This is a genomic window from Pseudomonas sp. TH31 (assembly GCF_016650815.1).
Classification (GTDB): domain Bacteria; phylum Pseudomonadota; class Gammaproteobacteria; order Pseudomonadales; family Pseudomonadaceae; genus Aquipseudomonas.
In genome coordinates this window covers 476396-502807 of record NZ_JAEKEZ010000010.1, presented here as the reverse complement: position 1 = coordinate 502807, position 26412 = coordinate 476396, and the positions used below count along the sequence as shown (strand labels likewise).

Below are 26412 nucleotides of genomic sequence, written 5' to 3'. Positions count from 1 at the left end.
TCAAACCGAAACGCCAAAAAAAAGTAAGCAAAAAAAGGCTCGCCCCGGCGTCCGGCCCCTCGCTTAGGCTCGGCGTTCCTTCGTTCCGGTATTCATCTGGGGGCATCGCCTCCGGTCTGCTTCGCGACGACCTCCTCTCGATGTGTGCGGCTTCGCCGCACGGCGCTTCGCGCCCACCCCCAGATAAACACCTCCTCTCAGCCTCCCGAAGGGGCGGGTAGAGCAAGATCAAAAACAGGCGAGCTAACGCTCGGCCTAATGAGTGGTGAAAAGCAGGGCGGTGTGTGCCGGTCTGCTTCTGCTTCTGATTTTGTAGGAGCATGGCTTGCCCGCGAAGGCGGCCTGACAGCCGACCAATCTCATCCCGGATGAACTCTGTCCAATTGTGTTAGCTGGCTTGCCTGCAAAGGCGGCCTGACAGCCGGTCTATCTCTTCGGAAAATACTCGGCCCAATGTGGGAGTGAGCCTGCTCGCGAAGGCGACCTCAGAGCCAACCAATCTCCCGCGGATATACATAGCTCCATGTAGGAGCTGCCGAAGGCTGCGATCTTTTGATCTTCCCCATCAAACCCAAGGCAAAAAAAAGCCACCTCACGGTGGCTCTTCTTGTTGTTCCAATCAGTCGTAAATGACTTTTTTCTTCCAGTCGGCATCGGCCTCGACGTCTTTGAGGCCTTCGGTCAATTGGTTGACCTCGCCTTCTGCGGGGGCAGTCTTGTCCATGACCTGGGCGTTGGCGCGAGCCAGGAGTTTTTCCAGGTATTCGAGTTGTTCGGCGTAGATCTGCGGTTCCTGTTGCTTGCGCAGGTATTGCACGCCCCGTTCGAACGCCAGGCGAGCCTGGCCAGGCTGGTTCTGTTGCAGGGAGTGCTGACCGAGGTTGTTGAAGAATTCGATGTGCAGCAGCACCAGGATGTGGCGCACTTCGCGGATCCAGCGCTTGGCTTCATTGGTCGGCAAGAAGCCGTCCTGGGCGGCGCGGGTGATCTGGCCATGCAAGGCTTCGAGCAGGAAGCGCACGTCCTTGGCCTTGGCTTCGGTCTGGATCGGTGCGGGTGGGTTGTTTACCGGGATCGATTCGCCCTGGGCGATCAAGGTGTTCAGTTCGGCAATTCGAGCCTTGACGGAGGTACTGGTTTTTTCAAGATTGAGCAGGCGCTGGCAGACGTTCAACTCCAGACGGGTCAATAGCAGCTTGAGCGCAGGCGTCATCAACTGACCGGGAAAGGTCTCGGTGATTTCGCCACAGCGACGCAAACGGTCGTTGAGTTCAACCTTGGTACGGGCCTTTTCCAGCTTATTGTTTTCCACCACATGGTTCATGTAGCCAATGGCGATCAATAGTGCGATCCCGACTACGACTAGCAGGGTGATCATGAGTGGTGTCACCGGTAAGACCTCTTTATAGGGTTCGCGTGCGAGTGTAGTGGCTTGGCTTGGGGGCGCATAGGGCCGCTCGACGAGTTGAACAGGCCACGACTCTACTTATATCGGCCGTAAGGCTGCTTATATAAGTAACAGCGCGCGAAGTGCACATGGCCATCATTTGTTGGGTGGGTGGACTATAGCGCCTTGGCGAGTGCCAGAATATAGGCGTCAAACGCCGGGCGACGGAAAACCCGGATTCGCCTCCCAAAGCAGGGCGAAGTCATTGATTTAAATAAATTTATATCAGGGGGTTGACGCCCCCTCAATCCATCCATAGAATGCGCGCCACTTACAGCGTAAAGCACACAGCGAAACGCGGTAGGTAGTGAATGTTGTACGTGTGTCCCCTTCGTCTAGTGGCCTAGGACACCGCCCTTTCACGGCGGTAACAGGGGTTCGAGTCCCCTAGGGGACGCCAATGCGGGAATAGCTCAGTTGGTAGAGCACGACCTTGCCAAGGTCGGGGTCGCGAGTTCGAGTCTCGTTTCCCGCTCCATTTTTAAACAGCACTGCTTTCGGGCGGGGCTGAGTGAAACCAGAACCGATATCTTCGGATGCGGATTTGGGCACTGAAATACACACCATGTGTTTCAGTTAGCGTGTCCCCTTCGTCTAGTGGCCTAGGACACCGCCCTTTCACGGCGGTAACAGGGGTTCGAGTCCCCTAGGGGACGCCATTTGCGGGAATAGCTCAGTTGGTAGAGCACGACCTTGCCAAGGTCGGGGTCGCGAGTTCGAGTCTCGTTTCCCGCTCCATATTTAACGAAAACGCCGCTCAGTGATGAGCGGCGTTTTTGTTTGTGTGGAGCGGGCTTGCTCGCGAAAGCGGTGTATCAGTCAGCCAATGTGTTAGCTGACAGACCGCTTTCGCGAGCAAGCCCGCTCCCACATTTTTTTGCATAGCCGCTCAATTTCACGACCGCATCAACGTAGTGGACCCGCCAGAGTAGCGGGTCCGAACGGGTGATCAGAGCTTCGGCAACTGCCCGATACGCCCCATCATCTCGGTTACGATCTGCAGGTCCAGCAGGAACTGGTCGACGGTCTTGAACTCGTTGTCGGTGTGTCCGGTGTACTTGACCTCGGGCCTGGCCAGGCCGAATTGCACACCATTGGGCAGTTCATGAACCGAAGTGGCGCCGGCGGAGGTGCCGTACTTGTGCTCCATGCCAAGATTTTCAGTGGCTACGGCCAGCAAGGCCTTGACCCATTCACCCTCGGGATTGCGGTACATCGGTTCGGCGATCGAGTAGTTGAAGGCCACGGCAACCTGGGTTTTCTTGCTCCAGGCCCCCAGCTTGTCGGCGATTTCGCTCTTGAGTGCTTCCGGGGATTGGCCCTTCGGCACGCGCAAGTTGACCGCGAGCTTGAAGGCTTTCTCATCCATCCCGACATAGGTCAGGGACGTGGTCAGTGGCCCCATGAAGGCATCGGAAAAACCAACGCCCAATTTGCCACCCTGATAGTCCAGGCCCCAGTTATCGGCGGCATAGCGGGCGGCGTCGGTAATGTGGTTGTGCTTGAGCGCGACTTTGCCGTCGAGGCTATTGATGAAGTCCAGCATCCTGGCCACCGGGTTGACGCCTGATTCGGGTTCGGAGGAGTGGGCGGAAACGCCGGTGACCGTCAGCTTGACGTCCTTGCCGTCGACCTTGGCGCTCACCTCGAAGTTGCCACCATTGCGCTTGGCATAGTCAGTACCGGCCGTCTGCAGGCTGGCAGCCAGTTCGGCGGGCGTGTCAGTCACCAACGTCGCGACCGAGGCCGACGGAATCTGGTTGGTGGCCAGGCCCCCCGTCATCGAGATGATTTCGGCGCCTTTGCCCTCGCCATTACGCTTGGCAAAGCTTGCCATGACGGTGCCATAGCCTTTCTCGGCAATCACTACCGGGTAACCGCCATCCAGCGCCAGGTTGTAGTTGGGTGTCGGGTTGCGTTCGAAGTAGTAGGGGATGGCGTCGCCGGTGGTTTCCTCGGTGGTGTCGACCAGCAACTTAAAGTTGCGAGCCAGTGGCAGTTTCTCTTCCTTGATGATCTTCATGGCGTAAAGCGTCACCACGATGCCATTTTTGTCGTCCTCGGTGCCCCGGCCATACATGCGGTCGCCGATCAGGGTGACCTTGAATGGATCGAGTCTGGTGCCGTCTTTCAGGACCCAATTCTCCGGCGTCACCGGCACTACATCGGCATGCGCGTGAATGCCCACGACTTCATCGCCACTGCCTTCCAGGGAAATTTCATAGACGCGATTGTCGATGTTGCGAAAGTTCAGGTTGAAGGCTTGGGCGAGACTCTTGATTTTGTCGGCGATCTTGATGAATTGCGGGTTGTCATGCTGGGCAACACCTTCCACTTGGAAGGTCGGGATTTCCACCAGCTCGCGCAGCGTCTCGGTGGCAGCGGCGCCATACTTCACTCGTGCATAGAGGCCAAGCAGGCGATATATCTCGTTCTGCTGATCCGGGGAAAGTGTCTTGTTGTCGAGGAAGGCACTGATTGCCGGGCCGACGTCGTCGGTTTTGGCAAAGTCGCTCTTGGCCAGACGTCCCAGGAACTGCCTGAAATCCGTTACCGATGCATCACTGAAGGTCTTGAGGATGGTTGCGCTTTGTTGCGGGGTAATGTTGGCGTGCGCAAGCGTGGTAAACGACGAAAGACTGGCCAACATCAGGGTTGTTGCAGCCAGTTGCTTGAGTGAAAAATCCATTGTTGGGGGCATTCCTTTGCAGGCAGTTTGTGAGAAATGTCTGATCGATAGATCAGAAATATTTTTTAAACTAACACCATGAGGGAGCGATAGGGGAGCCCTTGAAGTGGGATTTGTCGCACAGAAACGCAAAAGCGACGCACAAACGAAAAAGGCCCGCTCAGTCTGACTGAGCGGGCCTTTTGCATGGGCGCGAGGTTTACATCGACAAAATCAGGCGCCCGGCAAACAGGATCAGAATCACCCCCATGGTGCGCTCGAACCAGTGCCCCATGCGCATAAACAGCAGTCGCACCCGCGCGCTGGAAAAGAACAGCGCAACGATCACAAACCACAGCGCGTTCACGAAGCACATCCACAGGCCATACAGCGCCTGGATCTGTAGCGGGGTTGTGGCGCTGATGATGGTGGTGAAAATCGCCAGGAAAAACAGCGTGGCTTTTGGATTGGTCGCATTGGTGAGGAAGCCTGTGGTAAACGCCTTCAACAGTGTTTGCTCGACCAACGGTTCGTCTGCGACCTTGTCGCCTTCCAGCGCGGTTTTCGGTTTGCTGCGCAACAGACTGACGCCGAGGTACAGAATGTAGGCGCCGCCCACGACCTTGGCCACCGTCAGCAACCAGGGCGTGGTGTGCATCAGCGCGCCAACGCCCAGCAGGGTGTAAAGCACATGCACGGAAATCCCCGCGCCGATGCCGAGCGCCGTGCAGATGCCCACCAGTCGACCAAAGCGTACGCTTTGGCGAATGGTCACGGCGAAGTCCGGTCCGGGTGCGACCACGGCCAGAAAGTGGATGGTCGCCAGCGCCAGAAACTCGCCCAGGTAATTCGAAAGCATCTCAACTCCAAAAGGTAAGGGGTGAAGCATTGCCGCGGTAGCCGACAAAGAACGAAAGGCTCAATCTCGGGTCAGCCACGCCTGGGGTCACCGAGTGCATGCAACGCGAATTGAACATGATGAAATCCCCAGGCTCAGGGCGGATCTCCAGAGTCGGGGGCCGAGCAAGGCCGGGTCGATGCCGTAACTGTCGCCACGCATTTCATCGAATTGGTCGGGAGAAATATCGTCGTCCCACATCTGCAACGCGCCGCCCTCGGTGGGCATGTTCAGGTACACGTTGCAGGCAAATTGCGCTTCCAGGCTTTTGGCCTGGAAACTGTCCGGGGCGTCCTTGGCGAAAATGTCGTGATGGGCGAGAAAGCACACGCCCGGTTTCACTACCCGGGACAGCCCGATATACATCTTGCGGCCGTAGAGGTTTTCCAGATGCGCACCTGCTGGCCACGACTCGTCGAGCATGCAACGCAGGGTGTCGACCGGGGACGAGTAGGGCGCGCATCGGTTGCGCAGTTCCTCGATGTTGCTGGTGGCTCGCTCGAAATAGTCTTCGATCAGCAGGGGCTGGTTTTCCGCTTCGTAAAACGCCATGCCGATGCGACCGATGCTCGGCGCGTTGATATAGCCTTCAAAGCCTGGCGCAAGAATCTTGTCACCAATCTGCACCGCCAACGGCTGAGGCAAAAAGCCTTTGACGCGGATGGCGAGAACTTCTTCATTGGCCAGTTTTTTTATGCACGTCTCATCGAGACGCTCGACGTCAAGCATCATGGTTTAGGTCCATCTATCGAGTAGTCAACGGAGCCCGCGAATGCGGGCGCCCCCGGCGTCAGACGATGACGGTGTCGACATCGCCAAAATGCTCAATCCACGTGGTAGTGGACGGACAACGTGCCCTTTTTCTGAGAAAGGGAGTCGATCGAGACTGTGCCCAAATCCTTCAGGCTACGTACATGGGTGCCGCCACAGCCGTAGGCCGGAAGTTCACCAAAACCGATTTCCCGGGCGCCTTCGCGCAGGGAAGTCAGGCGCGGCAGGTCATGGGCGATCCACTGTTCGATGCCGCTCTGGACGATCTGCGCATCAACCTCTTGTGCCGAGTCTGTCGGTTTGAACTGCACACGGCCTTCGTTGGGCCAGTGATGCGCCTTGGTCGGCATCCAGCCCAGCGCCTGAACGAAGTGGCCAATCAGGTGGCCGGCCGAATGCATGCGGGTATTGAATTGGCGGCGTTGCTCGTCGACCCGTATCTGAGTCATGCCGAGTTTTACCGGGTGGTCGACGTAATGGATGATCCGGTCCGGATCCTGGACTACCCGCAGCACCTGGCTTTCACCAATCCAGCCGGTATCAAAGGGCTGTCCACCGCCTTGGGGGTGAAACAGTGTGGCGCGCAAAACGACCGCGAATTCATTCTCGTGGGGCGTGCAATCCAGGACTTCCACATTGGCTTTGAGGTCATCACTATGGAAAAAGAGGCGAAGCGTCATATTCCATGCCCTTATTAAAGTTTCTATTTTTATTATATGAAGCGTGGAATTGCGTGATAATCCGTTCAAACATCAAAGGACTGTTGCGCTGTGAGCATAAATCTACCGCTACCGCTGTTGGGTGAAATGGCGATTTTCGTCAAGGTTGTCGAAACCGGCAGCTTCTCCGAAGCGGCGCGTCAGTTGGGCTCGTCACCTTCGGCGGTCAGTCGCAGTATTTCGCGCCTGGAAAAAGCCCTGGCCACCCGGTTGCTGCAGCGAACCACCCGTAAGTTGCGTTTGAGCGACGGTGGCGAAGAGGTGTTCAAGCGTTGTCAGGAGATGGTCAGCGCAGCCAAGTCGGTGATGGAAATCAGCGGCCAGTTCACCCATGAGGCTGAAGGCCTGGTGCGGGTCAGTGTGCCAAAAGCAGTGGGGCGATTTGTGATTCACCCGCATATGCCGGAATTTCTGCGGCGTTATCCCAAAGTGGATGTGGAGTTGTTGCTCGAAGACCGGCAGGTGGATTTGATCGATGACCACGTCGATCTGGCGATCCGTATTACTGATCGACCGCCTGCTGGACTGGTCGGGCGCCAGTTGTTGACCATTGATCACTTGCTCTGTGCGACACCGCAGTACCTGGCCGAACACGGCACGCCGATGCATCCCCACGACTTGCTCGACCACAGCTGTATCTACTTGGGCGAAACCCCGAGCGATGCGCGCTGGAAATTCAAGAAAGGTACCAAATCCGTGACCGTCGGCGTGCGCGGCCGTTACGCCGCCAATCACACCGGCGTGCGTTTGGGCGCGGTGTTGCAGCATATCGGCATTGGCAGCCTGCCATACTTTACCGCCCGGTATGCGCTGGAGCAGGGTTTGATTGTGCAGGTGCTGCCGGACTGGACCTTCCTGGCCTCCTACCATGGTGGTGCCTGGCTGTTGCACTCGCCGACCCGCTATCTACCGCCCAAGCTTCGGGTGTTTATCGACTATCTGGTGGAGTGCCTGGAGAAGGAGCCGACGTTGAGCAATCCGGGTAAGCCAACTGCGTCGGGCAAGGTCGCCGCGGAGTATGAGTTGCCTGAGAGTGATGGGTTGCTCTGAAGACAAAATCAAAAGATCGCAGCCTTCGGCAGCGCCCACAGGCGCGTAGGAGCTGCCGAAGGCTGCGATCTTTTGATCTTCAAAACACAAAAAAAGGCCCGCATGTTCAACCATGCGGGCCTTTTGCATTACTGATCCGGGATCAGTGCTTGCTGTCGTCTTGCGACATCGCCAGCAGTTGTTTTTCCTGGTTCCAGTCGAACGGTTCATCGTTCTGTTCGGCTTCGAAACGACGCTCTTCCAGCGCCTGATACAAGTCGATTTCATCATCGGGCATGTAATGCAGGCAGTCACCGGCGAAGTACCACAGCAGGTCGCGTGGTACCAGGTGGGCGATTTGCGGGTAGCGGGTGATTACCTGGCACAGGATGTCCTGGCCCAGGTACTGGCTTTCGATCGGGTCGACCGGCAGCAACGCGCGTAATTCGTCGAAGCGCTCCAGGAACAAGGCATGGCTTTCTTCGGGAACTTGTTCGGCCTCACCTACGGCGACCAGGATACTGCGCAAGTGGTCAAGCAAGACGAGATGGTCGGCAACGACATTGGACACGAGATAAGTCCTCAAGAGCAAAACGGGCGCGGGAGTATAAAGCCCCCGAGCCCATTTTTACATCGATGGCTGGATCAGCGGACCTTTCCTTCATCCAGCATAAGCTCCTCTTTGTCGAAATCATCGACATCAATCACCTTGCGCCGCGCCGCTTCAGCGTCACGCAGGGTCTGCGCTTCACCCGGTTGCAACACCCCGGCTTCCAGCGCGGCATCGATGGCGTGTTCCCCAGCCGCCGGTTTTACCTGGCCACTTTTTAGCGCCACATGCAGTTTTTTCTGCAATGGTTGCGCTGCATTCAGCAGGTTGCAGGCGTGTTGCAGGGCTCCGACTGCATCGTCGGCCGATTGCGGACGGTAGCAACCGCCGAGCAACTCTTCGAGGGTCGGATCGCCCTTGGCCCGGCCAATCACCGCAGCCACTTCGGCGCCGAGTTTGTCCGACGGGCCTTTGTGACGACGACCGAACGGGAACACAATCACCCGTAGCAGGCAACCCAACACCTTATTCGGGAAGTTAGTCAGCAGTTCATCCAGAGCCCGCTCCGACTGACCGAGGCTTTCTTCCATTGCCCAGGTAAACAGCGGTGCCATGTGTTCCGGCGAGTCGAGGTCGTGATAACGCTTGAGCGCGGCCGAGGCCAGGTACATGTTGCTGAGCACATCCCCCAGGCGGGCCGACAGGCGTTCGCGGCGTTTTAATTCACCGCCCAGCAGCATCATACTGAGGTCGGCGAGCATGGCGAACGCGGCAGCCTGACGGTTCAGAGCGCGGAAGTAACCCTGGCTGAGTTTGTTACCCGGCGCCTGTTCGAAGTGACCGAAACCAAGGTTCAGCACGAGGGTGCTGGCAGCGTTGCTCACGGCGAAACCGATGTGCTTGAGCAGCAGACCATCGAACTCGGTGAGTGCCTGATCCTTGTCTTCACGACCGGCCAGGGCCATTTCCTTGAGTACAAACGGATGGCAGCGAATAGCGCCCTGGCCGAAGATCATCAGGTTGCGCGAGAGAATGTTCGCACCTTCCACGGTGATGAAAATCGGCGCGCCATTCCAGCTGCGGCCCAGGTAGTTGTTAGGCCCCATGATGATTGCCTTGCCGCCATGCACATCCATGGCGTGGCTGATGCACTCGCGACCGCGTTCGGTCAGGTGGTACTTGAGAATCGCCGAGAGCACCGACGGCTTCTCGCCGAGATCCACCGCATTGGCGGTCAGCATTCGGGCGGCGTCCATCATCCAGGCGTTGCCGCCGATGCGGGCCATGGCTTCCTGAATCCCTTCAAACGCCGACAGCGGAACATTGAATTGCTCACGCACCTGAGCGTACTGGCCGGTCACCAGGCTGGTGAATTTCGCGGCGCCAGTACCGACCGCCGGCAGGGAAATCGAACGCCCCACCGACAGGCAGTTCATCAGCATCATCCAGCCTTTGCCGAGCATTTCCTGGCCACCGATAAGGAAGTCCAGCGGAATGAACACGTCCTTGCCAGAGTTCGGGCCGTTCATGAACGCAGCGCCAAGCGGCAGGTGACGGCGACCGATTTCAACCCCGGCGGTGTCGGTCGGGATCAGCGCCAGGCTGATGCCCAAATCTTCTTTCTCGCCCAGTAAGTGATCCGGATCGTAGGCCTTGAAGGCCAGGCCGAGCAGGGTGGCCACCGGGCCCAGCGTGATGTAGCGTTTTTCCCAGTTCAGGCGCAGGCCAAGGGTTTCCTGGCCTTCCCATTCGCCCTTGCAGATCACCCCTGTGTCGGGCATCGCGCCGGCATCGGAGCCGGCCAGCGGACCTGTCAGCGCGAAGCACGGAATGTCATCGCCGCGGGCCAGTCGTGGCAGGTAATGGTTACGTTGTTCGTCGGTGCCGTAATGCAGCAACAGCTCGGCAGGGCCAAGGGAGTTGGGGACCATCACGGTGGACGCGAGGTCGCCGCTGCGGGTGGCGAGTTTCATTGCTACCTGGGAGTGGGCGTAGGCGGAGAAGCCTTTGCCACCGAATTCCTTGGGAATGATCAACGCAAAGAAGCCGTGTTCCTTGATGTGGGTCCAGGCTTCGGCTGGCAGGTCCATGTGCTGGCCAATCTGCCAGTCGGTGACCATGGCGCAGAGTTCTTCGGTCGGGCCGTCGATGAAGGCCTGTTCCTCTTCGCTCAGTTGCGCTTTTGGATAGGACAGCAGCTTGTTCCAGTCCGGACGGCCACTGAACAGTTCACCGTCCCACCAGACCGTGCCGGCATCGATCGCGTCGCGTTCGGTTTGCGACATCGGCGGCAGGGTTTTCTGGAACCAGCTGAACAGTGGCGCGCTGAAAAATTTGCGGCGCAGGTCAGGCAGCAATAACGGCGCCGCGACTGCCGCGATCAATACCCAGAGAAGCAGCAGCAGCCAGCCCGGTGCATGGCTGAACGCGCCCATCGCCACCACATAGACAGCCACGATGCCCAAGGCAGGCAGCGGGGCGATGCGGCGGTGGGCTAAATAGGCAATTCCGACGATCAGAACCAGTATCCACAACAACAGCATATTTAATCCTCCGTGAAGCCAAGGCAAAACCAACCTTCAGAGCTTAGACGGCATCCGCAAAACAGGGTGGTCAGAGCAAGGTGATTGAAATCGTGGGAAACCTTAGATGGGTTTTGTAAGACCTGTGGGCAACAGGCCTGGGAAATCGTTCGTGGAGCAAGCGGCAAAGCGCCCATGTTTGGCCGAATCGTCGTTATCTCTGTGCTGAAGGTGTCGATAGACTCGAGACTCCCCCAGGAGATCATCCTCATGCACGAGTACCTGAGTCCCGGCCGCTTCATCGATAGTGACCACCCTTCGGTGGTGGAGTTCGCGGAAAAACATCGCGGCTCCAGTCGTGATCCACGCGAGCAGGCGATCAAGCTCTATTACGTCGTGCGCGAGGCGGTGCGCTACAACCCCTACACCTTCAGCCGCGACCCAGACACCTTGCGTGGCAGTTACGCGTTGGCGAGCGGCGAAAGTTATTGCGTGCCCAAAGCTACGCTGCTGGCCGGGTGCGCCCGGCATTGCGGCATCCCGGCAAGGATCGGTCTGGCGGACGTGCGCAACCACCTGTCGACCCCGCGTTTGCTCGAACTGCTCAAGAGCGATGTGTTCGCCATGCACGGCTACACCGAGCTGTACCTGAACGAACGCTGGGTCAAAGCCACGCCGGCGTTCAATCAAGGCTTGTGCGAAGTGTTCCATGTCGCTCCGCTGGAGTTTGACGGGATCAACGACAGCGTTTTCCATCCGTTCAACCGCGATGGCGAGAAGCTGATGGAGTACGTGGTGGACCATGGTCAGTTCACCGACGTGCCTGAAGCGTTCTTTTTCGAGCATTTGCAAAAGTGCTATCCGCACCTGTTCGGCGAGCAACTGCCGTCGCTGTTGAGCGATATGCAGAGCGATTTGAGTCGCGCCTGATCCGGCGTATGCTGCCTGCGCATTCATCCATAAAGAGGCGGTCATGCTGAAGATCTGGGGTCGGAAAAATTCGTCGAATGTCAGAAAGCCGCTATGGGCCGCCGAGGAACTGGGCCTGGCCTATGAAGCCATCGATGCCGGCGGCGCTTTCGGTGTGGTGGATACGCCTGAATACCGCGCGATGAATCCCAATGGCCGCGTGCCGGTGATCCAGGACGACGGTTTCGTACTGTGGGAATCCAACGCCATCGTGCGTTATCTGCTGGCCCGCCATGCTGGCAACACCGCTTGGTATCCGGAAAATCTGCAGGCCCGCGCCACTGCCGACAAATGGATGGACTGGACCACTTCAAGCTTTGCCGGCCCGTTTCGTACCGTGTTCTGGGGCGTGTTGCGCACCCCGAAAGATCAGCAGGACTGGTCAGCCATCAACGCGGCGATCAAGGAGTGCGAAGGCTTGCTGTCGATGGTCGATCAGGCGCTGTCAGCCAAACCTTACCTGTCCGGCGATGAGATCGGCATGGGCGATATCCCCTTGGGCAGTTTCATTTATGCCTGGTTCGAGATGCCGATCGAGCGCGCGCCGCAGCCCCATCTGGAGGCCTGGTATGCGCGACTGAAACAGCGCCCTGCGTATCAGAAAGCCGTCATGACCGCGTTGACTTAATACTCACTATCGACACACTTGACTGTACTTGTGTGGCGGCGACAAGCACCATTGCCTTCGTGCGCCGTGGTTGTACAAGTCGCCGCCCGCCCTTATTTATTCCTTTCTTCCCTTCTTGGTGCGTATCCCGATATGAGTTCCGCTCTGTCCATCCGGCAGCTAACCAAAACCTACGGCAACGGTTTCCAGGCCTTGAGTGGTATCGATCTGGACGTCGCCGAAGGTGACTTTTTTGCCTTGCTCGGTCCTAACGGCGCCGGCAAATCCACGACCATCGGCATTCTTTCGACCCTGGTGAACAAGACCAGTGGCACGGTGAATATCTTCGGTCACGACCTGGACAAGCATCCTGCGCAGCTCAAGCGCTCCATCGGCGTGGTGCCTCAGGAATTCAACTTCAACCAATTCGAGAAGACCTTCGACATCGTGGTGACCCAGGCCGGTTACTACGGCATCCCGCCGAAAATCGCCAAGGAACGCGCCGAGCAGTACCTGACGCAACTGGGCCTGTGGGACAAACGCGATGTGCCGTCGCGTTCACTGTCCGGCGGCATGAAGCGTCGATTGATGATCGCCCGCGCCCTGGTTCACGAACCGCGCCTGCTGATCCTCGACGAACCGACGGCGGGAGTGGACATCGAACTGCGTCGTTCGATGTGGGCCTTCCTCACCGAGCTGAACCAGAAAGGCATCACCATCATCCTCACCACGCACTATCTGGAAGAGGCTGAGCAGCTGTGCCGCAACATCGGCATCATCGACCACGGCACCATTGTCGAAAACACCAGCATGAAGCAGTTACTCAGCCAACTGCATGTGGAAACCTTCCTGCTCGACACCAAGAACACGCTGGCCGTGGTCCCACAGTTGCTCGGTTACCCGACCAAACTGCTCGATGCTCACACCCTGGAAGTCCAGGTGGACAAGGCCATGGGCATCACTGCGCTGTTCACTCAGCTTGCTGATCAGCGCATCGAAGTGCTGAGCCTGCGTAACAAAACCAATCGCCTCGAGGAGTTGTTCGTGTCCCTGGTGGAGAAAAATCTGTCGAAGGTGGCGGTATGAGTTCCGAGCTGCAACCCAACCTCGTTGCCCTCAATACCATCGTTTACCGTGAGGTCCGGCGCTTTACCCGGATCTGGCCGCAGACGCTGCTGCCGCCGGCCATCACCATGGTTTTGTACTTCGTGATCTTCGGCAACCTGATCGGCAAGCAGATTGGGGGCATGGGTGGCTTTACCTACATGGAGTACATCGTACCGGGGCTGATCATGATGTCGGTGATCACTAACTCCTACGGCAACGTGGTGTCGAGTTTCTTCGGCAGCAAGTTCCAGCGCTCCATCGAGGAATTGATGGTCTCGCCGGTATCGCCGCATACGATTCTGATCGGCTACACCCTGGGCGGCGTGCTGCGCGGGTTGATGGTCGGTGTGATCGTGACCCTGCTGTCGCTGTTCTTCACCGATTTGCAGGTTCATCACCTGGGCGTGACCATTCTGGTGGTGGTGCTGACGGCGACGATTTTCTCGCTGCTGGGCTTCATCAACGCGGTGTTTGCGCGCAACTTTGATGACATCTCGATCATCCCGACTTTCGTGCTGACGCCGCTGACGTACCTGGGCGGGGTGTTCTACTCCATCACGTTGCTGCCACCGTTCTGGCAGACCGTGTCCCTGGCCAACCCGGTGCTGCACATGGTCAACGCCTTCCGTTACGGCATCCTTGGCGTTTCGGACATCAAGATCAGCGTGGCGATCACCTTCATGCTGGTCGCGACCGTGGTGTTGTACATCGGTTGTGCGCGGCTGCTGGTGAGTGGGCGCGGGATGCGTACCTGATCGAGACCGTGTCGCGCCCTTTGCGAGCAAGCTTTGCTCCTACAGGTACGCTGCTGCTCTTTTAGGCGCGAGGCTTGCCCGCGAAGGCGCCAGACCAGGCACCACAATAAAAAACGGCCTCCAATAATGGAGGCCGTTTTGCATTCTCACATCCGCCGTTGCTTGCGCCGCTTCCATTGCCGGCCCACCCACCAGCGCCAGTACAGCATGGTCAGGCAATAGGCGAGGGCGCCCAGGACCAGTCCGGTCACCACTGAGCCAAGCAAAAGGGTTGCCACAACGTCGAGAGTTCGCTGCTGATCCACTCCCAGGTCAACTCGTCCGGGAGAGAACGGGCCGGCACGTCCATCAGCCACGCGCCGGTCTGGTACGTGCAGAAGAACACCGCCGGCATGGTGATCGGGTTGGTCAGCCAGACCAGGCTCACCGCAATCGGCAGGTTGCCGCGCACCAGGATCGCAAGGAAAGCGGCGAGGAGCATTTGCAGCGGAATCGGCAGGAATGCCGCGAACAGGCCAACGGCCATCGCACGGGCCACCGAATGGCGATTGAGGTGCCAAAGGTTCGGGTCATGCAGCAGGGTGCCGAGAAAACGTAAGGATTTGTGTTCCCTGATGCTGGTCGGGTCTGGCATGTAGCGTTTGAATAAGCGCCGGGGCATAAGGCTTCTCGGTCGGTTCAGGCGGCAAGTATGTCTGGATTCTATTAGCCGCCCATTCAGACTTTGTGACAATTAATAACGACGCCCGTGCGACGAGCCGACTATGCCTAGTGAGGGGACTCTCAAGGACGGGCTTATGCGCACAGGGATGGTGGCGCTGGCCCTTGGGTTATTGGCGTTGCGTTTTTTACCGGTTTTACCGCCGGTCTGGTTATGGCTGTTGTTGCCGGTCGCGGGTTTGATGCTGCTGCCGTTTCGCACGTATCCGCTGGCGTTTTTTCTCTTCGGCTTCAGTTGGGCCTGCGGGCAGGCGCAGTTGGCGCTGGATGATCGGCTAACGGCGAGCCTGGACGGTGAAACCCGTTGGGTCGAAGGCCGGGTCACGGGATTGCCGCAGAACAATGAGGCGGTGGTGCGATTCGAACTGGCGGATGCGCGCTCGCGCCGCGGGACGCTACCGTCGCTGATGCGCCTGGCCTGGTACGGCGGGCCGCCGGTCAATAGCGGCGAGCGCTGGCGTCTGGCCGTGAAGTTGAAGCGTCCGACCGGGCTGCTCAATCCCCATGCCTTTGATTACGACGCCTGGCTGCTGGCCCAAGGCATCGGCGCCACCGGCACGGTCAAGGATGGCCAACGCCTGTCACCCGCCCGCTGGGCCTGGCGCGACGGCATCCGCCAGCGCTTGCTCAGTGTCGATGCCCAAGGGCGAGCAGGGGCGCTGGCGGCGCTGGTGCTCGGCGATGGCGCCGGGTTAAGCCGCGAGGACTGGCAGGCGTTGCAAGGCACCGGCACCGTGCATTTGCTGGTGATTTCCGGGCAGCACATCGGTTTGCTCGCCGGCGTCGTGTATTTGCTGATTGCGGGGCTGGCTCGTTATGGCGTGTGGCCGGGTCGCTGGCCCTGGCTGCCGTGGGCGTGCGGCCTGGCATTCGCGGCCGCCCTCGGTTATGGGCTGCTGGCCGGTTTCGAGGTGCCAGTGCGGCGGGCCTGCGTAATGATCGGTCTGGTGCTGTTGTGGCGGCTGCGCTTTCGTCATCTGGGGGCCTGGTGGCCGCTGTTGCTGGCGCTCAATGGCGTTTTGCTGTTGGGCCCGCTGGCGAGTCTGCAACCGGGTTTCTGGTTGTCCTTTACGGCAGTGGCGGTGTTGATTTTCACCTTCGGCGGCCGGCTCGGCCCTTGGCGTTGGTGGCAAACCTGGACCCGCGCCCAGTGGCTGATTGCGATTGGGCTGGGGCCGTTGTTGCTGATGTTGGGATTGCCCATCAGTATCAGCGGGCCGCTGGTCAATCTGCTGGCGGTGCCGTGGATCAGTCTGGTGGTATTGCCACCAGCCTTGCTGGGAACCTTGTTGCTGCCGGTCCCCTACGTGGGAGAAGGGTTGCTATGGTTGGCGGGCGGGTCGATTGACCTGCTATTCAAGACACTGGCATTGATGGCCAACCAAATGCCTGCGTGGGTGCCGGTGGCGGTGCCGTTATGGATTGGGGCTGTCGGCGCTCTGGGGGCGTTTCTAATATTAATGCCACGCGGTGTGCCATTGCGTCCGTTGGGTTGGCCTATGTTGTTGCTATTGGTTTTTCCGCCGCGCGACGACGTGCCCGAAGGTCAGGCCGAGATCTGGCAGTTGGACGTCGGCCAGGGTTTGGCGATTGTAGTGCGCACTCGCCATCACTCGCTGCTGTATGACGCCGGTCCGCGTTTCGGTGATTTTGATCTCGGCGAGCGGGTGGTGCTGCCGGCATTACGCAAGCTGGGGGTGACCGGGCTCGACCTGATGCTGCTCAGCCATGCCGACGCCGACCATGCCGGTGGTGCGCGCGCAATTGCCAAGGGGTTGCCGGTTACGCGGGTACTCAGTGGCGATCCGTTGGCGCTGCCCGTCGAACTGCAAGCCGAAGGCTGCGAAAGTGGCGAGCAATGGACTTGGGATGGAGTCGGTTTCCGGCTCTGGCAATGGTCATCAGCCAGTGATAGCAATCAGAAATCCTGCGTCCTGCAGATCGAAGCCAATGGCGAGCGCTTGTTGCTGACTGGCGACATCGATACCAACGCCGAGCGCGGGTTACTGGACAGTCCACTGGCGGTGCCCACCGACTGGTTGCAGTCTCCACACCACGGCAGTCGCAGTTCTTCATCCACCGCACTGCTCACAACCCTGCAACCCAAAGCCGTGCTGATCTCCCGCGGCCACGGCAATTCTTTCGGCCATCCCCATCCCACGGTCATGGCGCGCTACCGCAAGCGTGGTCTGCAGATCTACGACAGTGCCGAGGATGGCGCCGTCCGTCTGCAACTGGGCAGCTTCAAGCCACCCCGGACGATGCGTCAGCAACGGCGTTTCTGGCGTGATGCGCCCGGGTTGAACAAATAACCATGGGTTATTACAGCCGGACGGGATGCGACATCACGGTCTTCGGTGCACCGACCCCCTATGTTAGAGTGGCGCACTTTTTCGAGGGGACTGTCACTGTGTGGGAATTGGTCAAATCCGGCGGCTGGATGATGCTGCCGATCATTCTGAGTTCCATCGCGGCAATGGCGATCGTTGCCGAACGTCTGTGGACCCTGCGTGCCAGCCGTGTGACCCCGGAGCACTTGCTCGGGCAGGTCTGGGTCTGGATCAAAGACAAGCAACTCAATAAAGAGAAGCTCAAGGAACTGCGCGCCAACTCGCCATTGGGTGAAATCCTGGCCGCGGGCCTGGCCAACTCCAAACATGGTCGCGAGATCATGAAAGAGTGCATCGAAGAGGCCGCCGCCGGGTCATCCACGAACTGGAGCGTTACATCAACGCCCTGGGCACCATCGCCGCCATGGCCCCGTTGCTCGGGTTGCTGGGGACGGTGCTGGGCATGATCGATATCTTCAGTTCGTTCATGGGTACGGGCATGACCACCAACGCCGCGGTGCTGGCCGGCGGTATTTCCAAAGCCTTGATCACCACGGCTTCGGGCCTGATCGTCGGTATCCCGTCGGTATTCTTCCACCGGTTCCTGCAACGGCGCATCGATGAGCTGGTGGTGGGGATGGAGCAGGAAGCCATCAAGCTGGTTGAAGTGGTGCAGGGCGACCGTGACGTTGATCTGGCCGAGGGCAAAGCGTGAAATTCCGCCGCAAGCAACGTGAGAACGTGGACATCAATCTCGTGTCGCTGATCGACGTGGTGTTTGTCCTGCTGCTGTTTTTCGTTGTGACCACCACCTTTACCCGTGAAACCCAGTTGCGCGTCGAACTGCCGGAAGCCGTCAGCGGCTCGCCGGCTGAAGACCAGCAGCTCAAGCAACTGGACATCGCCATCAGCGCCGAAGGTGTGTTTTCGGTGAACAACCAGTTGTTGCCCAAGAACGACCTGGCCAGCCTGATGGACGCGTTGCAGAAAGAGTCCAACGGCGACACTAATATGCCGCTTTCCATCAGCGCTGACGGCAAGACTCAGCATCAATCCGTCATCACCGCCATGGACGCCGCCGGCAAGCTCGGTTTCAGCCATCTGCGCATGACCACCGTCGAGGCAGCGCCGGCGCACTGATGGCCATGTCTGATCGTTTGCTCGCCGCGTGGTACGAAGGTCATCCGGCCCTGAAGTTGTTGCAGCCACTGGAATGGCTGTATCGGCGGGTGGTCAATGCCAGGCGCGAACGTTTTCTGGCGGGTGAGGGCGAAATCTATCAACCTGCGGTTCCGCTGATTGTCGTGGGCAATATCACCGTCGGTGGCACCGGCAAGACGCCGATGATTCTGTGGATGATCGAGCACTGTCAGAGAAGCGGATTGCGGGTCGGCGTGGTCAGCCGTGGCTATGGCGCCAAGCCGCCGCAGTTGCCGTGGCGGGTCGAAGCCGATCAAAGCGCCGACATCGCCGGCGATGAGCCGCTGCTGATCGTCCAGCGCACCGGCGTGCCGGTGATGATCGACCCGGATCGCAGCAGCGCCGTCAAAGCCTTGTTGGCCAATGAACCGCTGGACCTGATCCTGTCCGACGACGGCATGCAGCATTATCGATTGGCCCGCGACCTGGAACTGGTGCTGATCGATGCCGTCCGTGGCCTGGGCAATAAACGTTGCCTGCCCGCCGGGCCATTGCGCGAACCGATCGAGCGTCTGCAAAGCGTCGACGCCGTGCTCTACAACGGCGCCACCAATGATCGCGACGACGGTTTTGCCTTTCAACTGCAACCCACTGCCCTGATCAATTTGAAAACCGGCGAACGTCGACCCCTCGACCATTTTCCGGCAGGCCAGGCCCTGCATGCTGTTGCCGGGATCGGCAATCCGCAGCGTTTCTTCAAAACCCTCGAAACGCTACACTGGCAGCCCGTACCCCACGCATTTGCCGACCATGCCGAATACAGCGTGCAGGCCTTGAATTTCACACCGTCATTGCCGTTGGTGATGACCGAAAAGGATGCGGTGAAGTGCCGTGCCTTTGCCGCCGCCGATTGGTGGTACCTGGCGGTCGATGCTGTGCCGTCGCCGGCCTTCGTGGCCTGGTTCGATACGCAGCTGATGCGCCTGTTGCCCGCTCGTCTTTTGCCTTAAATCCATTTTTATCCAGGGAATGCTCATGGACAACAAATTGCTCGATATCCTCGCTTGCCCGGTCTGCAAAGGCCCGCTCAAACTCAGCGCCGACAAGACCGAGCTGATCAGCAAGGGCGCAGGCCTGGCATACCCGATTCGCGACGGCATCCCGGTGATGCTCGAAACCGAAGCCCGCACCCTGACCACCGACGAGCGTCTGGATAAATGACCACCGCCTTTACCGTTGTCATTCCTTCGCGTTACGCCTCCACCCGCCTGCCAGGCAAACCGCTGCTGTTAATCGCCGGTAAGCCGATGATCCAGCACGTCTGGGAGCAGGCGAGCAAAAGCGGCGCCCAGCGCGTGGTCGTCGCCACGGACGACAGCCGCATCGTCGAGGCCTGTAAAGGTTTTGGCGCTGAAGTGGTGCTGACCCGTGAAGATCACAATTCAGGCACTGATCGCCTGGCCGAAGTCGCCGCGAAACTTGGTCTGGCGCCCGACGCCATCGTCGTCAACGTTCAGGGCGACGAGCCGCTGATCCCGCCGAGTGTGATCGATCAGGTCGCGGCCAACCTGGCTGCCCACACCGAAGCAGGCATGGCCACATTGGCTGAGCCGATCGAAGACGTGGAAACCCTGTTCAACCCCAATGTGGTCAAGGTCGTCAGCGACCTCAATGGCCTGGCGCTGACCTTCAGCCGTTCGACATTGCCGTGGGCCCGGATGCGTTCGCCAGGAACCGCGACCAGTTGCCGGAAGGCGTGCCGTATCGGCGCCACATCGGCATCTATGCCTACCGCGCCGGTTTCCTGCATGACTTCGTCAACTGGGGCCCGTGCTGGCTGGAAAACACCGAATCCCTGGAACAACTGCGAGCCCTGTGGCACGGCGTGCGGATTCACGTTGCCGATGCGCTGATCGCACCGCCGACCGGCGTTGATACCGTCGAAGACCTTGAGCGCGTTCGTCGCCTGCTGGAGGCCTGATGCGGGTTCTGTTCGTCTGCCTGGGCAACATCTGCCGTTCGCCTACGGCGGAAGGTGTGCTGCGGCACAAGTTGCGCGAGGCGGGGCTGGCCGGTCAAATCGAAGTGGCCTCCGCCGGGACAGGTGACTGGCACGTCGGCAAGGCTGCGGACAAACGCAGCCAGGCCGCGGCCAAGTTGCGCGGTTATGACTTGTCAGCCCAACGTGCTCGGCTAGTCAGCCGTGCCGATTTCGCCACCTGCGACCTGATCCTGGCGATGGACAACAGCAACCTGCGCAACCTCAAGGCCCTGCAACCGGCCAAGGGCAAGGCTGAGCTGGATTTGTTCCTGCGCCGCTACGCTTCAGACGTCGACGAAGTGCCGGACCCGTATTACGACGGCGACCAAGGCTTTGAGCAAGTACTGGATTTGATCGAGCGCGCCAGTGATCTACTGGTGATCGAGTTAAAGGGACGGTTATGAGTCTGCAGGTACACCCCGGCGTTTCCCTCAAGCCGTTCAACAGTTTTGGCGTCGACGTCCAGGCGCAACTGTTCGCCGAAGCCCACAGCGATGCCGACGTGCGCGAAGCCCTGGCCTATGCCGCGACGAACGCTGTGCCGCTGTTGGTGATTGGCGGTGGCAGCAATTTGTTGCTGACCGCTGATATCCAGGCACTGGTGCTGCGCATGGCCACTCGCGGCATTCGCGTTTTGAGCGATGGCGGCAGCCAGGTGGTGATCGAAGCCGAGGCGGGCGAGCCTTGGCATCCGTTTGTTCAACACACCTTGGCTCAGGGGTTGTCGGGCCTGGAAAACCTCAGCCTGATCCCCGGCACCGTTGGCGCGGCACCGATGCAAAATATCGGCGCTTATGGCGTCGAGATCAAAGACGTGTTCGCCGGCCTCACCGCGCTGGATCGCCAGACCGGCGAGTTGCGCGACTTCACGCTGGCAGAATGCAATTTCGCCTACCGCGATAGCCTGTTCAAACAGCAGCCGGGCCGATGGTTGATCCTGCGGGTTCGGTTCACCCTGAACCGCACCGCACATTTGCATCTGGAATACGGCCCGGTGCGTCAGCGCTTGACCGAACAGGGCATTGATCAGCCGACGCCGACCGATGTCAGCCAGGCAATTTGCAGCATCCGCAGTGAAAAACTCCCGGACCCGCTGGTGCTCGGCAATGCCGGCAGTTTCTTCAAAAACCCTTTGGTGCCGGCGGCGCTGGTGGCACGGCTCAAGGGCGAATACCCGGACCTGGTGGCCTATTCGCAACCGGATGGGCAAATGAAACTGGCGGCCGGCTGGTTGATCGAGAAGGCTGGCTGGAAAGGTTTCCGTGAGGCTGATGCCGGCGTGCATAAATTGCAGGCGCTGGTGCTGGTCAACTATGGCGACGCAACCGGTTTGCAATTGCTGGCGCTGGCGCAGCGGATTCAGAAAGATATTTCGCAACGATTCAGCGTCGAGCTGGAAATGGAGCCCAATCGCTATTGAGGCTACGCTTTCAGGATCGATTTCGAAGCCCTGCACACTTCAAATGTGCAGGGCTTTTTTGTTAATGCTGGGTTAACTTAGCCCCCTAACGATGCAAGCATTTGCTCCACCAAAGGCCCGATGCAGACGTTGCCGTTTGCGTAAGAGAGCCCATTAGCCTGAGCCGATCTGCGTGAACCCACCGCTAACCCCTGGCGGCAGATTGCTCGACCCCATAACCATGACCATATGCGGGCGTGCCCATGATTACCCTGAAACTCAATGGCCAAGACCATCAACTCGATGTAACCGAGGATATGCCGCTGCTCTGGGCGATCCGCGACGTGGCCGGTTACAACGGCACCAAATTCGGCTGCGGCATGGGCCTGTGCGGCGCCTGCACCATCCATATCGACGGTTTGCCGGCCCGTAGCTGCATCACGCCGATTGGTTCGGTGGTCGGCCAAAACGTCAGCACCATCGATAACCTGCACGCCGATCCGGTCGGGCAAGTCGTCCAGCAAGCCTGGCTCGACACCGCCGTCGCCCAGTGCGGTTTCTGCCAGGGTGGGCAGATCATGTCGGCCACGGCGTTGCTCAAGACCAACCCTAACCCCAGCGACGAGCAAATCGAAGAAGCGATGGTCGGCAACATCTGCCGCTGCGGTACTTACAACCGCATCAAGACCGCGATTCGCCAAGCGTCCACGCACCTGAAGGAGGCCAAGGCATGAGACAGCTCCCGAATGACTTCGCCCTGAGCAACCTCAGCCGTCGCGGTTTTCTCAAAGGCGTCGGCGCCACCAGTGCGTTGGTGCTCGCCGCCAGTTGGGGTTGGCAAGACGCCTTCGCCGAAGACAAACCGAAGAAATTCGGTGCCGACGGCATGCCCAACGGCTGGATCGATGATCCGAAGGTCTACGTCAGCATTGCCGCCGACGGCACGGTGACCGTGGTCTGCAATCGGTCGGAAATGGGCCAGGGCGTGCGCACCAGCCTGAGCATGGTGGTGGCCGATGAACTGGACGCCGATTGGGCGCTGGTCAAGGTGCAACAGGCGCCGGGCGATGAAGTGCGCTTCGGCAACCAGGACACCGACGGTTCGCGCAGCATGCGTCATTGGTACGAGCCGATGCGCCGTTGCGGTGCTGCCGCGCGGACCATGCTGGAACAAGCCGCCGCCGGGCAGTGGAAAGTCCCTGTCAGCGAATGCCGCGCGAACCTGCACAAAGTCATTCACCAGCCCACCGGTCGCGAACTGGGTTACGGTGCGTTGGCCGCCGCTGCCAGTGCACTGGCGGTGCCGGCCCGCGACAGCCTGCGGCTCAAGCAACCGTCGGAATTTCGCTACATCGGTAAGGAAGATGTGCGCGCCATCGACGGTGCTGACATCGTCAATGGTCGTGCGGTCTACGGTGCCGATGTGCATTTCGACGGCATGCTCTACGCGACTATCGCCCGGCCTGCGGTGTATGGCGGCAAGGTCAAATCTTTCGATGCCAGCGACACAATGAAAGTCCCGGGCGTGATCAAGGTCTTGCAGATAGAAAGCCGTCCGCTGCCGTCCGAATTCCAGCCATTGGGTGGCGTGGCGGTGGTGGCCAGCAACACCTGGGCTGCAATCAAGGGCCGCGAAGCGCTGAAAATCGAGTGGGACGACGGCCCCAACGCCAGTTACGACTCGATTGCCTACCGCAAGGAACTGGAAGCCGCGTCGCTCAAACCCGGCAAAGTGGTGCGCAATACCGGTGACATCGACAAGGCCTTGGCCAGCGCCGGCAGCACCCTTGAAGCGTCCTACTATTTGCCGCACCTTGCGCAATCGCCAATGGAGCCAATGGTCGCCATCGCCCGCTACAAGGATGGCGTGTGCGAAGCCTGGGCGCCGAGCCAGGCGCCGCAAGTCACCCGCGAGCGAATTGGCGAACGCCTTGGCCTGCCGTTCGATAACGTCACGTTTAACGTCACCTTGCTGGGCGGTGGTTTCGGTCGAAAATCCAAGCCGGACTTTGTTGTCGAAGCGGCTATCCTCGCCAAGGAATTCCCCGGCAAGGCTGTGCGCGTGCAATGGACCCGTGAAGACGACATCCATTGTTCGTATTTCCACACCGTGTCCGCCGAATACCTGAAGGCCAGCCTCGACAAGGACGGCATGCCGTCCGGCTGGCTGCACCGTACTGTCGCGCCGAGCATCACCGCGCTGTTCGCCCGGGCATGAACCACGAGGCGGCGTTCGAGTTGGGCATGGGTTTCACCAACATGGCTTACGCGATTCCCAACGTGCGCCTGGAAAACCCGGAAGCGATGGTTCACACCGGGTCGGCTGGTATCGCTCGGTGTCGAACATTCCCCACGGCTTCGCGATTCAGACCTTCGTCGATGAATTGGCCCACAAGGCCGGCCAGGATCCGCTCAAATACCAGATCCAGTTGCTCGGCCCGGATCGTCAGATCGATCCGCGGACTTTGAGTGAAGAGTGGAACTACGGCGAATCCCCCGAGCGTTATCCGATCGACACCGCACGGATGCGCACGGTGCTGGAAACCGCCGCCAAGGCTGCCGGTTGGGGGCGCAAGTTGCCCAAGGGCCGAGGCCTGGGGCTGGCGGTGCATTACAGCTTCGTCACCTATGTGGCGGCGGTGATCGAAGTCGAAGTCAAAGACGACGGTACCTTGATCGTGCACAAGGCTGACATCGCCGTCGATTGCGGCCCGCAGATCAACCCGGAGCGGATTCGCTCGCAGTTCGAAGGCGCCTGCGTCATGGGCCTGGGCAACGCGGTGCTTGGCGAAATCAGCTTCAAGGACGGCAAGGTTCAGCAGGACAACTTCCATATGTACGAAGTGGCGCGCATGTCCCTGGCGCCGAAAGAAGTCGCGGTGCATCTGGTCACGCCGCCGGGCGAGGTGCCGTTGGGCGGGGTCGGTGAACCGGGCGTGCCGCCTATTGCGCCGGCACTGTGCAACGCGATCTTTGCCGCCACCGGTAAACGCGTCCGCAGCCTGCCGGTTCGCTATCAATTGCAGGGCTGGCAGAAGGCTGACGCCTGATGGACAGCGTCGATCTGAACGTCCTGCGCAGCGTGCTCGAATGGCGCCGCGCCGGCCAGCGAGTGGTGTTGTACAGCGTGGTCCAGACCTGGGGCACGGCGCCCGGGCGCCGGGTGCGATGCTGGCCTTGCGTGAAGACGGCGTGGTAATTGGCTCGGTGTCGGGCGGTTGTGTCGAGGACGATCTGATCGCGCGGCTGCACGATGGCCGGATTCCAGCCGACGGACCGCGGGTGCAGTTGATCACCTACGGCGTCACCCGTGAGGAGGCGGCGCGGTTCGGTTTGCCGTGTGGCGGCACGTTGCGCCTGACCGAGGAACGCGTCGGCGATCCGGCGTGGGTCGCCGAGTTGCTGGCCCGTTGCGAAGCCCATGAAATCGTCGCGCGTTCGCTGGATCTCGCGACCGGTGAAGTGGTTGTGCAATCGGCGAGCAAAACCGATGCGCTGAGTTTTGACGGCAACACCTTGCGCGCCATTTACGGTCCGCGCTGGCGATTGTTGCTGATCGGTGCCGGGCAGCTGTCGCGGTACGTCGCGCAAATGGCCCGGCTGCTGGATTTCGAAGTGTTGATCTGTGATCCGCGCACCGAGTTCGTCTATGGCTGGGAAGAGCAACACGGTCGCTTCGTGCCGGGCATGCCCGACGAGGCCGTGCTGAACATCCAGACTGACGAACGCACGGCCATCGTCGCCCTGACCCACGACCCGCGGCTGGATGACATGGCGCTGCTCACGGCGCTGGACTCCAAGGCGTTTTACGTTGGAGCCCTGGGTTCGCGGGTCAACAGCCTGAAGCGCCGGGACAATCTGGCGCAGCTAGGCTTGTCTGAACAGGCCATCAATCGGCTGCACGGTCCGATTGGTCTGCACATCGGCAGCCACTCTCCGGCGGAAATCGCCTTGTCGCTGCTGGCCGAGATTGTGGCGATCAAGAACGGCGTCGAACTGAAGCAGAAGAAGCCGTTGCGGGAGGACGTATGAGTGAATCCATCGGCGTCATCGTGCTGGCGGCGGGGCAGGGGCGCCGGTTTCGGCAAGTAGCGGGTCCTGACAAGGACAAGCTGCTGGCCGACTGTCTCGGACGCGACGGTGCGGTGCGCTCGGTGATCGAGCAGGTGCTGGTGAATCTGCCGGCGTCGATTGAGAAACGTGTGCTGGTGACCACCGAAGATCGCCCGCAGGTGATTCGCATGGCCAAGGCTTATGGTTACGAGATCGTGTTGATCGAATCCACGGGCATGGGCGATAGCATCGCCGCCGGGGTGTCGGCCTGTGCGCAATTGGCTGGCTGGCTGATTGTGCTGGGGGATATGCCGTTCATCCTGCCGTCGAGCATTGAGCGGTTGGTGGCGGGGATTACCGACGATTGCATCAGCGTGCCAGTGCATGAGGGCGAGTTTGGGCATCCGGTTGGGTTTGGACGCCGTTTTGGTCCGGGGCTTATGGGGTTGTCGGGCGATCGGGGGGCGAAGCCATTGTTTGCTCAGGCAACGGTGGTTGAGGTGGTGGTGGATGATCCCGGCGTGTTGTGGGACGTGGATGTCCCAGAGAAATTGGTGTTTGTATAAAGATCAAAAGATCGCAGCCTTCGGCAGCTCCTACAGGAGAACGCATTCCCATGTAGGAGCTGCCGAAGGCTGCGATCTTTTGATCTTAAAATGCGACATAAAAAAGCCCCGCCTGGATCAC

General features: G+C 59.7%; 19 protein-coding genes, 4 tRNA genes and 6 pseudogenes. 21 read left to right on the top strand and 8 right to left on the bottom strand.

The genetic code is table 11. From position 1 onward, the window contains the following. Positions 1-619 precede the first annotated feature (619 nt). On the bottom strand, positions 620-1378 hold the full coding sequence (locus tag JFV26_RS08945; protein ID WP_201191562.1) for a hypothetical protein: 759 nt from the start codon (positions 1376-1378) through the stop codon (positions 620-622). A gap of 393 nt (positions 1379-1771) precedes the next feature. On the opposite strand from JFV26_RS08945, the gene JFV26_RS08940 reads away from it, so the two are divergent. From JFV26_RS08940 to JFV26_RS08925, 4 genes are all read left to right on the top strand, one after another. Beyond that, positions 1772-1847 (top strand) — tRNA-Glu (locus JFV26_RS08940). Between the two features lie 2 nt (positions 1848-1849). Next, positions 1850-1925: transfer RNA gene (locus tag JFV26_RS08935), tRNA-Gly, on the top strand. 105 nt (positions 1926-2030) lie between these two features. Beyond that, positions 2031-2106 (top strand) — tRNA-Glu (locus JFV26_RS08930). Between the two features lie 3 nt (positions 2107-2109). After that, positions 2110-2185: transfer RNA gene (locus JFV26_RS08925), tRNA-Gly, on the top strand. Between the two features lie 211 nt (positions 2186-2396). Here JFV26_RS08925 and JFV26_RS08920 read toward each other — a convergent pair. From JFV26_RS08920 to JFV26_RS08905, 4 genes and pseudogenes are all read right to left on the bottom strand, one after another. Then, positions 2397-4136: a dipeptidase gene (locus tag JFV26_RS08920; RefSeq protein WP_201191560.1), complete on the bottom strand. Its 1740-nt coding sequence runs from the start codon at positions 4134-4136 to the stop codon at positions 2397-2399. A 199-nt stretch (positions 4137-4335) separates the two neighbouring features. Next, on the bottom strand, positions 4336-4974 hold the full coding sequence (locus JFV26_RS08915) for a LysE family translocator (RefSeq protein ID WP_201191558.1): 639 nt from the start codon (positions 4972-4974) through the stop codon (positions 4336-4338). A gap of 1 nt (position 4975) precedes the next feature. After that, positions 4976-5745, bottom strand: a pseudogene (locus tag JFV26_RS08910) (2OG-Fe(II) oxygenase). 92 nt (positions 5746-5837) lie between these two features. After that, positions 5838-6464, bottom strand: coding sequence for an alanyl-tRNA editing protein (locus JFV26_RS08905; protein WP_201191556.1), 627 nt, complete (start codon positions 6462-6464; stop codon positions 5838-5840). 90 nt (positions 6465-6554) lie between these two features. Between JFV26_RS08905 and JFV26_RS08900 the strand changes: the two genes are divergently transcribed. After that, positions 6555-7553 carry a LysR substrate-binding domain-containing protein gene (locus tag JFV26_RS08900; RefSeq protein ID WP_201191554.1) on the top strand — a complete coding sequence of 333 codons (999 nt, stop codon included), beginning with the start codon at positions 6555-6557 and terminating at the stop codon, positions 7551-7553. A 142-nt stretch (positions 7554-7695) separates the two neighbouring features. Here JFV26_RS08900 and JFV26_RS08895 read toward each other — a convergent pair whose 3' ends face one another. Next, positions 7696-8103 (bottom strand): PA2817 family protein, encoded by a 408-nt coding sequence (locus JFV26_RS08895; protein ID WP_054051726.1) that lies wholly within the window; start codon positions 8101-8103, stop codon positions 7696-7698. 74 nt (positions 8104-8177) lie between these two features. Beyond that, positions 8178-10625, bottom strand: coding sequence for an acyl-CoA dehydrogenase (locus tag JFV26_RS08890; protein WP_201191552.1), 2448 nt, complete (start codon positions 10623-10625; stop codon positions 8178-8180). 249 nt (positions 10626-10874) lie between these two features. On the opposite strand from JFV26_RS08890, the gene JFV26_RS08885 reads away from it, so the two are divergent. The 4 genes from JFV26_RS08885 to JFV26_RS08870 all read left to right on the top strand — a co-directional run bounded on the left by JFV26_RS08885 (position 10875) and on the right by JFV26_RS08870 (position 14042). Further along, entirely contained in the window at positions 10875-11534 is a 660-nt protein-coding gene (locus tag JFV26_RS08885) for a transglutaminase-like domain-containing protein (RefSeq protein WP_201191550.1), read from the top strand. 43 nt (positions 11535-11577) lie between these two features. Then, complete coding sequence (locus JFV26_RS08880; protein WP_201191548.1) at positions 11578-12201, top strand: glutathione S-transferase family protein; 624 nt, start codon at positions 11578-11580, stop codon at positions 12199-12201. Between the two features lie 132 nt (positions 12202-12333). Beyond that, on the top strand, positions 12334-13266 hold the full coding sequence (locus tag JFV26_RS08875; RefSeq protein WP_201191546.1) for an ABC transporter ATP-binding protein: 933 nt from the start codon (positions 12334-12336) through the stop codon (positions 13264-13266). Continuing rightward, positions 13263-14042: an ABC transporter permease gene (locus JFV26_RS08870; protein WP_201191544.1), complete on the top strand. Its 780-nt coding sequence runs from the start codon at positions 13263-13265 to the stop codon at positions 14040-14042. The genes JFV26_RS08875 and JFV26_RS08870 overlap by 4 nt, the downstream gene beginning before the upstream one ends. A gap of 146 nt (positions 14043-14188) precedes the next feature. On the opposite strand, the pseudogene JFV26_RS08865 reads toward JFV26_RS08870, so the two are convergent. Next, a pseudogene (locus JFV26_RS08865) lies at positions 14189-14676 on the bottom strand (DUF2062 domain-containing protein). 163 nt (positions 14677-14839) lie between these two features. Here JFV26_RS08865 and JFV26_RS08860 point away from each other — a divergent pair. The 12 genes and pseudogenes from JFV26_RS08860 (at position 14840) to JFV26_RS08805 (ending at position 26291) form a co-directional block, all read left to right on the top strand. Continuing rightward, positions 14840-17074, top strand: coding sequence for a DNA internalization-related competence protein ComEC/Rec2 (locus JFV26_RS08860; protein WP_201191542.1), 2235 nt, complete (start codon positions 14840-14842; stop codon positions 17072-17074). 98 nt (positions 17075-17172) lie between these two features. Further along, positions 17173-17807 (top strand): annotated as a pseudogene (locus JFV26_RS08855) (MotA/TolQ/ExbB proton channel family protein). After that, a complete protein-coding gene (locus tag JFV26_RS08850; protein ID WP_201191540.1) occupies positions 17804-18232 on the top strand; it encodes a biopolymer transporter ExbD in 429 nt (142 codons plus the stop codon). The pseudogene JFV26_RS08855 and the gene JFV26_RS08850 overlap by 4 nt, the downstream one beginning before the upstream one ends. Beyond that, positions 18232-19242 (top strand): tetraacyldisaccharide 4'-kinase, encoded by a 1011-nt coding sequence (lpxK, locus tag JFV26_RS08845; protein WP_201191538.1) that lies wholly within the window; start codon positions 18232-18234, stop codon positions 19240-19242. The genes JFV26_RS08850 and lpxK overlap by 1 nt, the downstream gene beginning before the upstream one ends. Positions 19243-19267: 25 nt before the next feature. After that, positions 19268-19453, top strand: a complete 186-nt coding sequence (locus tag JFV26_RS08840) for a Trm112 family protein (RefSeq protein WP_201191536.1) — start codon at positions 19268-19270, stop codon at positions 19451-19453. Continuing rightward, positions 19450-20213 (top strand): annotated as a pseudogene (gene kdsB / locus JFV26_RS08835) (3-deoxy-manno-octulosonate cytidylyltransferase). Before JFV26_RS08840 ends, kdsB begins: the two are co-directional and overlap by 4 nt. Then, positions 20213-20677: a low molecular weight protein-tyrosine-phosphatase gene (locus tag JFV26_RS08830; RefSeq protein WP_201191534.1), complete on the top strand. Its 465-nt coding sequence runs from the start codon at positions 20213-20215 to the stop codon at positions 20675-20677. The pseudogene kdsB and the gene JFV26_RS08830 overlap by 1 nt, the downstream one beginning before the upstream one ends. After that, positions 20674-21693, top strand: a complete 1020-nt coding sequence (murB, locus tag JFV26_RS08825; protein ID WP_201191532.1) for a UDP-N-acetylmuramate dehydrogenase — start codon at positions 20674-20676, stop codon at positions 21691-21693. The genes JFV26_RS08830 and murB overlap by 4 nt, the downstream gene beginning before the upstream one ends. A 242-nt stretch (positions 21694-21935) precedes the next feature. Continuing rightward, positions 21936-22406: a (2Fe-2S)-binding protein gene (locus tag JFV26_RS08820; RefSeq protein WP_201191530.1), complete on the top strand. Its 471-nt coding sequence runs from the start codon at positions 21936-21938 to the stop codon at positions 22404-22406. After that, positions 22403-24722, top strand: a pseudogene (locus tag JFV26_RS08815) (molybdopterin cofactor-binding domain-containing protein). Before JFV26_RS08820 ends, JFV26_RS08815 begins: the two are co-directional and overlap by 4 nt. After that, positions 24722-25704: pseudogene (locus JFV26_RS08810) on the top strand (XdhC family protein). Before JFV26_RS08815 ends, JFV26_RS08810 begins: the two co-directional pseudogenes overlap by 1 nt. Beyond that, positions 25701-26291: a nucleotidyltransferase family protein gene (locus tag JFV26_RS08805; protein ID WP_201191528.1), complete on the top strand. Its 591-nt coding sequence runs from the start codon at positions 25701-25703 to the stop codon at positions 26289-26291. The pseudogene JFV26_RS08810 and the gene JFV26_RS08805 overlap by 4 nt, the downstream one beginning before the upstream one ends. The last annotated feature ends 121 nt before the right edge of the window (positions 26292-26412 follow it).

What these genes read in the sequence shown, in the direction of transcription:
- JFV26_RS08945 (WP_201191562.1), bottom strand. Translation starts at nt 1,378, where the DNA reads ATGATCACCCTGCTAGTCGTAGTCGGGATCGCACTATTGATCGCCATT.
- JFV26_RS08920 (WP_201191560.1), bottom strand. Translation starts at nt 4,136, where the DNA reads ATGGATTTTTCACTCAAGCAACTGGCTGCAACAACCCTGATGTTGGCC.
- JFV26_RS08915 (WP_201191558.1), bottom strand. Translation starts at nt 4,974, where the DNA reads ATGCTTTCGAATTACCTGGGCGAGTTTCTGGCGCTGGCGACCATCCAC.
- JFV26_RS08905 (WP_201191556.1), bottom strand. Translation starts at nt 6,464, where the DNA reads ATGACGCTTCGCCTCTTTTTCCATAGTGATGACCTCAAAGCCAATGTG.
- JFV26_RS08890 (WP_201191552.1), bottom strand. Translation starts at nt 10,625, where the DNA reads ATGCTGTTGTTGTGGATACTGGTTCTGATCGTCGGAATTGCCTATTTA.
- JFV26_RS08885 (WP_201191550.1), top strand. Translation starts at nt 10,875, where the DNA reads ATGCACGAGTACCTGAGTCCCGGCCGCTTCATCGATAGTGACCACCCT.
- JFV26_RS08880 (WP_201191548.1), top strand. Translation starts at nt 11,578, where the DNA reads ATGCTGAAGATCTGGGGTCGGAAAAATTCGTCGAATGTCAGAAAGCCG.
- JFV26_RS08875 (WP_201191546.1), top strand. Translation starts at nt 12,334, where the DNA reads ATGAGTTCCGCTCTGTCCATCCGGCAGCTAACCAAAACCTACGGCAAC.
- JFV26_RS08870 (WP_201191544.1), top strand. Translation starts at nt 13,263, where the DNA reads ATGAGTTCCGAGCTGCAACCCAACCTCGTTGCCCTCAATACCATCGTT.
- JFV26_RS08860 (WP_201191542.1), top strand. Translation starts at nt 14,840, where the DNA reads ATGCGCACAGGGATGGTGGCGCTGGCCCTTGGGTTATTGGCGTTGCGT.
- lpxK (WP_201191538.1), top strand. Translation starts at nt 18,232, where the DNA reads ATGGCCATGTCTGATCGTTTGCTCGCCGCGTGGTACGAAGGTCATCCG.
- JFV26_RS08840 (WP_201191536.1), top strand. Translation starts at nt 19,268, where the DNA reads ATGGACAACAAATTGCTCGATATCCTCGCTTGCCCGGTCTGCAAAGGC.
- JFV26_RS08830 (WP_201191534.1), top strand. Translation starts at nt 20,213, where the DNA reads ATGCGGGTTCTGTTCGTCTGCCTGGGCAACATCTGCCGTTCGCCTACG.
- murB (WP_201191532.1), top strand. Translation starts at nt 20,674, where the DNA reads ATGAGTCTGCAGGTACACCCCGGCGTTTCCCTCAAGCCGTTCAACAGT.
- JFV26_RS08820 (WP_201191530.1), top strand. Translation starts at nt 21,936, where the DNA reads ATGATTACCCTGAAACTCAATGGCCAAGACCATCAACTCGATGTAACC.
- JFV26_RS08805 (WP_201191528.1), top strand. Translation starts at nt 25,701, where the DNA reads ATGAGTGAATCCATCGGCGTCATCGTGCTGGCGGCGGGGCAGGGGCGC.